Source organism: Treponema sp. TIM-1, assembly GCF_046533115.1.
GTDB lineage: Bacteria > Spirochaetota > Spirochaetia > Treponematales > Breznakiellaceae > JAIRMO01.
In genome coordinates this window covers 1-8,866 of sequence record NZ_JAJQRC010000070.1, presented here as the reverse complement: position 1 = coordinate 8,866, position 8,866 = coordinate 1, and the positions used below count along the sequence as shown (strand labels likewise).

Genomic DNA, 8,866 nt, shown 5'->3' with positions numbered 1-8,866 from the left:
AACCTGTAGAGTCCGCGTCCACAGCCCGTGACCGGTCTGTTACCGCGGGGAATTCCAGAGCCGTGAGCGGGGCGTAATTCCCCGCCGGGCTTGCCCCCCAAGCCTAAACTGCGGTCAAGAATGTTAGTCACCAGGATTAAGAATGAAAAATGGGCCATTCTTCCTTCTCTTAATTATTCCCTTCTTCGCCTTCTGCGCCTTTGTGGTAAATTTCTTACTATTGTGTCTTTGCGGTTATATTCTCTTTAAGGCCCATGGTACCAGGCCGGATGCCATGTTTGCGGTGAATTTGGCGTCAGGCGCCGAATTTTGACGTTTTTTTGCATTTTTTTTAAATTTTTTTCAAAAAAACAAGATTTTTGGATCAAAGTGTGATATAATTATTAGTGTAGTTTTTTAACAAAAAAAGCATAGCGGCCCGGCGCCTTGCCAAGCCGCACTCTATATCGGGGCTCTAGAAAAGAGGGACCCCGGGGCAGCGCGTCCCTAGCAAAGATAGTGCTGCCACCGGGGTATGCACTTATGCAGGGTAAATATAGTCCAATCGGGCAATTATTACAATGCATAAGTCCTCTTTTTAAGCTCCGGCGTCGTATGACGCCGGAGACGCCCGGAATTTTATTCCGGGCGATATATTTTAAGGAGGACTCTATGAAAAAGGGTCTTATTTTCGGACTTATTGCGGTACTATCCGCAACGTTCCTGGTTATTGGCTGCAGCCAGGCTACGGACAGCGAAGGGACTACCTCGATACAGATCGGGGACTGGTTAGTGGACATTGAGGTATCCACTGAAGACGACCTCCTCGCCGCCTTAGCGAATGACGATTTCAAGGTCATCGGTGTTGTCGGCGATTCTGGGACCAATGAAATCGCCTATTCCAATAGTGCTGCTGACCTCGATGTCCTTAATGTGATACCGGCGGACAAGACCGTGGTCCTTTTCGCGACAGTAGCCGTCGGTTCTCCCAGCCTGAGGGTCGAGGGGAAGCTGATCGTGGAAGGCGGGGGCAACCTGGAGGCGCTCTATCGCACCAATGAAGTGTTGGTTACCCCCACCGGCCAAATTCAGGTTATCAACGGCACCCTGACGGTGGACGGGCCGTCGGCCGTCAACGGTTCTCCCTATAACGAGGAGATCTTCGGGACGTCCCGGCTCGTATTCGCCGGCGGCCACCTGAACATAACCGGGCCTGCCGACGCTTTGGTGGATGTGGAAGAAGCCCTTACCTGGGTTCCCCATGGCCAGGTTACCATCGACAGTCTTACCAAGGCGATCAAACCCAGCGACCTGACGAAGATCCAGCCCCAGACCACCGCGGTCCGCCGCTTAACCATAACGGACCCGATAAACGCGCTGACGGAGACGGAGACTGAACTCATCGTTCCTGCGGGCCTGAGATTTATCACGGACGAAGACCTCCTCAGTGTTACCAAACTTGACGTGAAGGGTCATTTTACCGCAAGCGACGCCCTGTTAGCGAGAATTACGGACCTTACCGTGTCAGGTACCCTGGCCGCACCGTTCGCGACCTATAGCAAGGTTAAGAAGCTGACGGTGAACAGTCCCTTTGATGCCGATGCCGTGTCCTTCCCCTCCTTGGAAGATCTCATCGTGAGCAGCAGCGGGGTTTTCGAAACCACCGGATCGATCGGAACCGCCGTTGATTCTGCAAACGGCATCGGCCTTGAGATCGCGCCGGCTGGCATCGTAGAGGTCGACCAAATTTACAGCCTCAGGACTTCGACGATACAAGGGTCCTTGACCGCCGATGGTTTCACCCCCTATGCTCCCACCCCTGCGCTCTCCGCTCCTTCCGAGCTTAGGGTGGCTCAGGGCGGTTCCATCAACGGTATCAACTTCCCGGGACAGGTTATCGTTACCGCGCTGGCCGCCGATTCCGTTACCATCGATGATTTCACCGTTCCGGAGGATCAGGGCCTCAACATCCCCGCAGCGAAGACCCTTGTCATTGGCGCGGGAAAGACCCTTACCTATGACGGGCAGGTTACCATTGCGGCTACCGGAAACCTGGTATTGGCAACAGATTCTACTACCAGTGTCGGGAAAATCGCCGGTGCGGGCAGCATAACCGCAGGCGCGACCACCATCACCGGCGCATGGGAAGCGGTAGGTGACGCCCCGGACCCCGGTGTACTGACCATTCTGAGCGCGGCTGCCGGTGCGACCATTACTGCGACCGGCGATGCTATTGGCCTGAAAGCCAGCGCTGCAGGCGCGACCATCACCCAGGCGCTGGGATCGGGCAATGCCCTTACTATTGGGGCAGCTACAACGATTACCCTTGGCGGTACCAACACGACCCCGCTGGGCGCGATACTACTAAAATCCGGGGCAGATCCCGCAAAACTGTCATTCACCAATGGAACAACCAGTAAGGTGGTGGTGGGCGCGGGAACCACCGGCGCCGCGATTACCGGAGTCACCAATCCGAAAATTGGCGGCAAAGCCATAGTCATTATTACCTCCTTTGCAAAAGAAGATTTTAAAAATGACAACAACGTCCTGGTCTTGCTGGGCGGTACAAATGCAGGAGGTTTTACCGCATCAGCAACCGCCGGCGCTGATGTATTGATTGACAGCACCGTCGCGGCAGAGGGCACCTAATCCACTAGGTACCCAGTACCTGCTAGCCGGGATGTAACCGGCAACCCGCCCGGTTACCAAACCGGCTTAGAACCCATCAAGAGGCCGCTCAAAACCCTGGTTTTGGCGGCCTTATAAATGGTATCATCACCGCAACCGGCCCGTACCCCCCCCCAATTCGGCTGGAGGCCTCTTCCCTCCCCCGGCACCCGCAGTTTAGCCCATGCCGGGCTTCGCCGGTACGGGTTAACCTGTGGTCACTATTTTATCCTTCATTTTTTTAGTATACTAAAAAAAGCGGGTATGAAAACAAAAGGGTCCTCTGAAAATATTGCTTCCCTCAAGGCCGCTACCCATGACGCCCCCCTGGAGCCGGGGGTGTATATCATGCGGGACGAGGAAAACCGGATCATCTATGTGGGAAAGGCCCGGATCCTGCGGAACCGGCTGACCTCTTACTTTTCCGGCGAAAAAGACATTAAGACCGCAACCCTCATCGCCCATGTCAGAAGCATAGAAACCATCCTCACCGCCAACGAATACGAGGCCCTGCTCCTGGAAAATACCCTGGTCAAACAGCACAGCCCCAAGTACAACATCAACCTCAAGGACGGCAAAACCTATCCCGTGATCCGGATCACCGCCGAAGATTTCCCCCGGATTTTCCGGACCCGCCATATTTTGGAGGACGGTTCCCGTTACTTCGGGCCCTTTCCCAATGTAAGCGCCGTGGATACCATGCTGGAACTGGTCGACAAGCTTTTTCCCCTGCGGAAATGCGGTTCTTCCCGGAACGGCAGGCACGCCCCCTTCCGCAAGCGGGCCGCCCCCTGCATGTATTACCACATCGGCCGCTGCGAGGCCCCCTGCTGCGGCCGGATCGATATCGAAACCTACGGCCGCCATGTGGAACGGGTCCGGAAACTCCTCGCCGGGGAAACCGAATCCCTCATCATGGAACTTACGGAAGCGATGCACCGGGCCGCGGGGGAGCAGCGCTTTGAGCGGGCGGTCCAGCTCAGGGACGCCATCACCGCCATCGGGGAGCTTGCGGCGGAAAACTCCGTGGTGGACTTTGACGGCGAAGGCCGGGATTATATCGCCTGGGCTGCCGAGGGGGTCCTGACCACCTTTACGGTCTTCTCCATGCGGGGGGGGAAGATGACCGGGCGGGATCTGTTCCGCACCCGTTCCGCCGCGGAAGAGGAGGAATCCCTGGAGACCTTTATCGCCGCCTACTATGTCCCGGATCGTCCCCCGCCGCCCCGGATTTACCTGGCCGGCGGGAGCCGGGATTTTTCCGGCCTCCACCGCTGGTTTGCGGAACAGTTCGGTCATGCCCCTGAATTGTACTGCCCCGACGGGAATAGCTCCGGGGAGGAACGCCGCCACCGGGCTATCCTGGCCATGGCCCGGCAAAACGCCCAGGAGGACCTCCGACAGCGGCTCAAGGAACGGGGGGCGGGGCCTGCCCTGGACGAGCTGGTGCAGGTCCTGGGGCTCAAGGTCCGGCCCGAACGGATCGAGGGCTTTGACATTGCCCAGTTGGACGGCAAACACCCCGTGGCCTCCCTGATTTCCTTTAAAAACGGGGTCCCGGACCGGAAAAACTACCGCTATTTCAAGCTCCGTACCGTGGTAGGGGTGGTGGACGACTTTGCCGCCATGCGGGAAGCGGTTCACCGCCGGTATAGCCGGCTTATCAGGGAGGGAAAGGAGCTGCCCGACCTGATTCTTATCGATGGAGGTATCGGCCAGGTAAACGCCGCCCGGGGGGTCTTTGACGAGTTGGGCATGGACAGCGACGTGGTGGGCCTGGCCAAGCGGGACGAGGAACTCTGGCTCCCCCATGCCCGGGAGCCGATACGGCTTTCAAAACGTTCCGAGGCCCTGAAGGTGCTCCAGTTTGTCCGGGACGAAACCCACCGCTTTGCCACCTCCTTTAACCAGCGGCTCCGGTCCAAGGACCTCTTTTTCCCGGTGTTGGAATCCGTGGAGGGCATAGGCCCCAAACGGGCCGCCGCCATTATGAAGGTCTACCAGAACCTCCCCGCCATAGCCGCCTCCTCCGCGGAAGACCTGGCGGAACAATGCGGGATCGCCCTTGCCGCGGCCAAAGCGGTCCGGGCAGCAGCCAAACTGGCCCTGGAGGACCAGGAAGCGGCCCGCAAGCGCCTGAGCCGGGGAAGGGCCGCCGCCCCTTACCGCGAAACCAACCCCAACTCCGGCGTATCCCTCGCCGCCGAAGCCGCCGCCCCCGACTACTCCCCCTGATACCCGGCTTATCCTACCTAACCCGGCATCTAAGAAATTTTAACCACGAACCACTCGAACACCACGAACAGGGGAATAATTAATCAGGAGCTTTTACTTCGATATCCTGGAATTACTACCTGAATTCTCTCCTTTGTTCGTGAGGTTTGTGTGGTTCGTGGTTTTTTTCCTGTCCTTTGTTGAATTGAGCATTGCTGACACCGTATTGACTTGAAGCAACGCCGGAATTCGCCTACACTCTCCCCTGGAAGGGGAAAAGAGACGGCGTTGGACGCCTATTTTGACGCGATATTTCACGCGAATCCGAGACCGTTTCAGGAGGTGGTACAGATGGGAGATGGCAGTATAACGTTTGAAGAAGTGCTGATGGAAGAGGGATTTATCCCCAAATGGCTGGCGCTGGGCAGAGAAGAAGGCCGGGAAGAAGGCCGGGAAGAAGTAGCCCAAAATCTGCTAAAAAAGGGCTGGGGTATAGAAGAAACCGCGGAAACTGCGGATCTGGATATCGAAAAAGTACGGCTTTTGGCTCAGAACATCCGGTAACCCAACTTTCTGCTCTCCTTTGTTCGTGAGGTTTGCATGGTTCATGGTTTTATCCGTATTTCTTTCCTCGAACCGGGGCAAAATCACAGTCCGGCAGGGCCTGAGGCTAAAATAGTGGTCGGTGAGCCTTCCCAAAACCAAGCGGGTCTTGGGAAAAGCTCATGAATCGGTAAAAATTAGCGTTTTTCGGAAACCTTTTCTTTTTCCTTTATGATCTTGGCCTCCAGCTTATCGATAAGTTTATCGATGGCCGGATTAAGATCAAAGTCATTTTCTTTTAAATGAACAGAAACACCCCAGCGGAAGTTAACCGTAGCCTCGGCGGCAAAGTCCTTGTCCTTGGTAAAGGTAAATTTAAGGTCGATGATCATTTTTTCCGCATTGTGAATTCGGCCTACCTTTCGCGCCAGATATTCTCTGGTATCCTCCTGCAAGGTAAAATGGACAGCTTTGACATCAAAATTCATAGTAACCTCCTAATACATCAGGTATTATCGGTTCATCGGCCATAGGATGAACTCAAATCCAGTTCGCTACGGTACTTTGATACAGTACGCCGGGCAATGGAGATTCCCCGTTTGGACAGCAGGTCCGCTATTTCCTGATCCGAAAAATGCCGGGCCTCTGTGGTTATCAATTCTTTGATGGTTTCTTTTACTCCCTCCTTTGAATACCGGGAACCACCGGATCCGGAACCGCTTATGGAATTGGTGAAAAAATAACGGAGCTCAAAGAGGCCCCATTCGGTCTGCAGGTATTTGCCGTTGGCGGTACGGGAAACCGTGGTTTCGTGGATCGACAGTTCCTGGGCTATATCCTTCAGGGTGAGGGGGATGATATGTTTGGGCCCATAGGTAAAAAAGGCCCGTTGAAATTCCACAATGGCCCGGGTTACCCGCAGGAGGGTATGGTTCCGCAGGTTTATCGATTGAATGAACCAGCGGGCCTCCTTGATATTTTCCCGGGCAAAATCCCGAACCGGTTTTTCCCCATGTTTTTTATCGGAAATTTTCATGAAAAAAGGGTTTATCCCCAGGACCGGAATTTCCTCGTCATTAAGAATAATGACGAATTCCCCGTCTTTTCTCAGCACCTGTATATCGGGAACCACATAGCGGGTGTCATTGTTGACAAACTGCCGGCCCGGAAAGGGGGACAGCTCCCGGATCCGGTCAAAGATAACGCGGATCTCCTCCTCGGTCCGGCCTGTTTTTTTGGCCACCTCCGAAATTTTACCCTTTTCCAGGAGTTCCAGGTAGTCCAACACTTCCTCTATCCCTTCGGGGGCATCGGGCAGAAGGGCAGCCTGCACCCGGAGGGATTCGAGGTAATCCATGGTACAGGTTCCGGGGGGGTCCAGGCCTTGGATGAGCTTTAAAACCCGCTGAATCCGCTTGGGGTCCTGGTTTTTTAAGAGAATATCCACCGGTTCCTTATGAAAACCGTCTTTATTTAAATTTTGGATGAGGAGTTCCCCGATTTGGCGGGATTGCTCGTCAATGGGCTGGAGCTGAAGCTGCCCGAGCAGATGTTCCTGGAGGGTTTCGGGCCGGGAAAGGGCGCCTTCGATAAATTTATGCTGTTCCTCGGTGGCCTCGTCCCCTCCCCGGCGGACATACCCCGAATCAGAGGTGCCTTCAAAATAATCATACTCCTCCTTCCGGGGGCTGGCAAGGTCCAAAGAAACCGTTGTTTTGTCTTCCAGGATCTCTAAAGCGGGGTTCCGGTCCAGCTCTTCCTCGATTTTTCCCCGCAATTCCATAACCGGCATCTCCATCAGTTTGATAGACTGATAGACCTGGGGGTTCATTTTGAGATTTTGGTCCAGGAAGAATACGGCTCGCTGTAGCTGCACGGATAAGTACCTCAATAATTAACTATTATTCGATAAAGGCACTTTGTCAAGAAACATTCAACGGAAAAACCAGGGTATTGGCGTTACTTTTACCCGGGATACCTCTGGGAGTCTCCCGGTACGGGGGGAATTTGTCGGGGGTCGGACCGGGGGCATACCCCGCCCTGTTTCAGATTGACGACAAATTCATCGGGATCTACGCCTTTTTGTACTTAACTAAACTGTTATCGGCTTAGCCGTTTGAACCGGTGTGTGGGTCGCGCGGCCTGAAGCCTTATCCTTCACCATGGCCTTTATCGGGCCTACACCGTGCTAACGATTTGCGTCAACATGCTCCCGCATGCTTTTTCGGGTGTAATGAAACAGGGCGGGGTATGCCCCCGGTCCGACCCCAGTCACCGGGTCCCACGTACCGGCATTTTCTCAGGGGTATCCCGGGTAAAAGCCGAGAATTACCCGGGATACCCCTGACGCGAGGGGGGGGCTGGTCCTCGGGCGTCAGGCGTTCCGCTGACGCCGTGATCTGGGGGTTGGGATGAGGGTGTTGCTGAGGGGCTTTTGAAACTGGGTAAAAGCCGAAAATTGGCTTGGAGTTACCTGGCGCAGGGGGGCGGGTCCTCGGGGCGTCAAGCGTTCCGCTGACGCCGTGATTTGGAGTTGGTATTGAGTTTTTGCGATATATGATAGTAAATAGTAAAAAATAGTATTATATAGTATTAAATATCATAATATGTTATTATAAGTATAATAAAGACATAAAAACGTAATAAATGGCAAGGAAAAAATTTAGGAAAATTTAAAAGATCGTTTTTTTGCATTTTTTTTAAATTTTTTTCAAAAAAACGAGATTTTTGGACCTAAATGTGATATAATAATGAGTATGGATTTATAACTGAGAAGGGCCCGGCAAAAGCCGGTAAAAAAACAAAAGGAAGAAGCAATGATCGGTAACAGCCATTATTTGACAGCAGCCAATTTCTGTTCCCTGTACTCAATTATGTATTCGTCAATTTTAATTTTCTTGCCCCCCCAGCAAGAACCGTGCCATGTAGGGGCAAAGAAGTGCTTTTTTTAAAAGAAAGTGTTTTTTGATGGGTTTTTGTCCCCGTATTGGTACGGGGCTTGGGACAGGGCAGCGGCCGAATGGCCGCCGGGAGTATGGATATGCCAGGTAATACTGGGTTTTAGAGAGCTGGGAGCAGCCCGGGATTCGGACAGGCTCCTTTACGGTGTCCCTAAAAAGAGGACCCCGGCGCAGTGACTTTCTTGCCGGAACGCACACTGCTGCCGGGGATTTGCTAAACGCATCGTTATGATACCCCATCCGGGGTGGATTTTCAATGCGTATAGTCCTCTTTTTATTTGGAAGCGCCCTTCGGGGCGCTTCCGCCATTCGGTTGGTATGACCGGATGACTATAAATACAGGAGGGCTTTATGTTGAAAAAGAGCCTAATTTTTGGAAGTGTGGCGCTGTTTTTAGCGGCGCTGATCACTCTGACGGGGTGCCCCACCTCCGCCGATGACGGTAGTACCGAGATTGTATACGGGCACCGGATCTACGGCGATGCGGTGGACCCCTATCAAGC

5 protein-coding genes are annotated in these 8,866 nt (G+C 53.9%); 3 read left to right on the top strand and 2 right to left on the bottom strand.

The features are described 5' to 3' along the window. The first annotated feature begins 651 nt into the window (after positions 1-651). From LQZ21_RS14590 to LQZ21_RS14580, 3 genes are all read left to right on the top strand, one after another. Positions 652-2,628: a hypothetical protein gene (locus LQZ21_RS14590; RefSeq protein ID WP_411045310.1), complete on the top strand. Its 1,977-nt coding sequence runs from the start codon at positions 652-654 to the stop codon at positions 2,626-2,628. A gap of 282 nt (positions 2,629-2,910) precedes the next feature. Continuing rightward, positions 2,911-4,881 carry an excinuclease ABC subunit UvrC gene (uvrC, locus tag LQZ21_RS14585; protein WP_411045309.1) on the top strand — a complete coding sequence of 657 codons (1,971 nt, stop codon included), beginning with the start codon at positions 2,911-2,913 and terminating at the stop codon, positions 4,879-4,881. A gap of 330 nt (positions 4,882-5,211) precedes the next feature. Further along, positions 5,212-5,424, top strand: coding sequence for a hypothetical protein (locus LQZ21_RS14580; RefSeq protein ID WP_411045308.1), 213 nt, complete (start codon positions 5,212-5,214; stop codon positions 5,422-5,424). 176 nt (positions 5,425-5,600) lie between these two features. On the opposite strand, the gene hpf is transcribed toward LQZ21_RS14580, so the two are convergent. Together hpf and rpoN are read right to left on the bottom strand one after the other, a co-directional pair. After that, positions 5,601-5,891 (bottom strand): ribosome hibernation-promoting factor, HPF/YfiA family, encoded by a 291-nt coding sequence (gene hpf, locus LQZ21_RS14575; RefSeq protein WP_411045307.1) that lies wholly within the window; start codon positions 5,889-5,891, stop codon positions 5,601-5,603. Positions 5,892-5,923: 32 nt separating this feature from the next. Next, positions 5,924-7,279, bottom strand: a complete 1,356-nt coding sequence (rpoN, locus tag LQZ21_RS14570) for an RNA polymerase factor sigma-54 (protein WP_411045306.1) — start codon at positions 7,277-7,279, stop codon at positions 5,924-5,926. Positions 7,280-8,866: the final 1,587 nt, after the last annotated feature.

Excerpts from the sequence above, each read along its gene's own strand:
- uvrC (WP_411045309.1), top strand. The coding sequence starts at position 2,911 with ATGAAAACAAAAGGGTCCTCTGAAAATATTGCTTCCCTCAAGGCCGCT.
- hpf (WP_411045307.1), bottom strand. The coding sequence starts at position 5,891 with ATGAATTTTGATGTCAAAGCTGTCCATTTTACCTTGCAGGAGGATACC.
- LQZ21_RS14590 (WP_411045310.1), top strand. The coding sequence starts at position 652 with ATGAAAAAGGGTCTTATTTTCGGACTTATTGCGGTACTATCCGCAACG.
- LQZ21_RS14580 (WP_411045308.1), top strand. The coding sequence starts at position 5,212 with ATGGGAGATGGCAGTATAACGTTTGAAGAAGTGCTGATGGAAGAGGGA.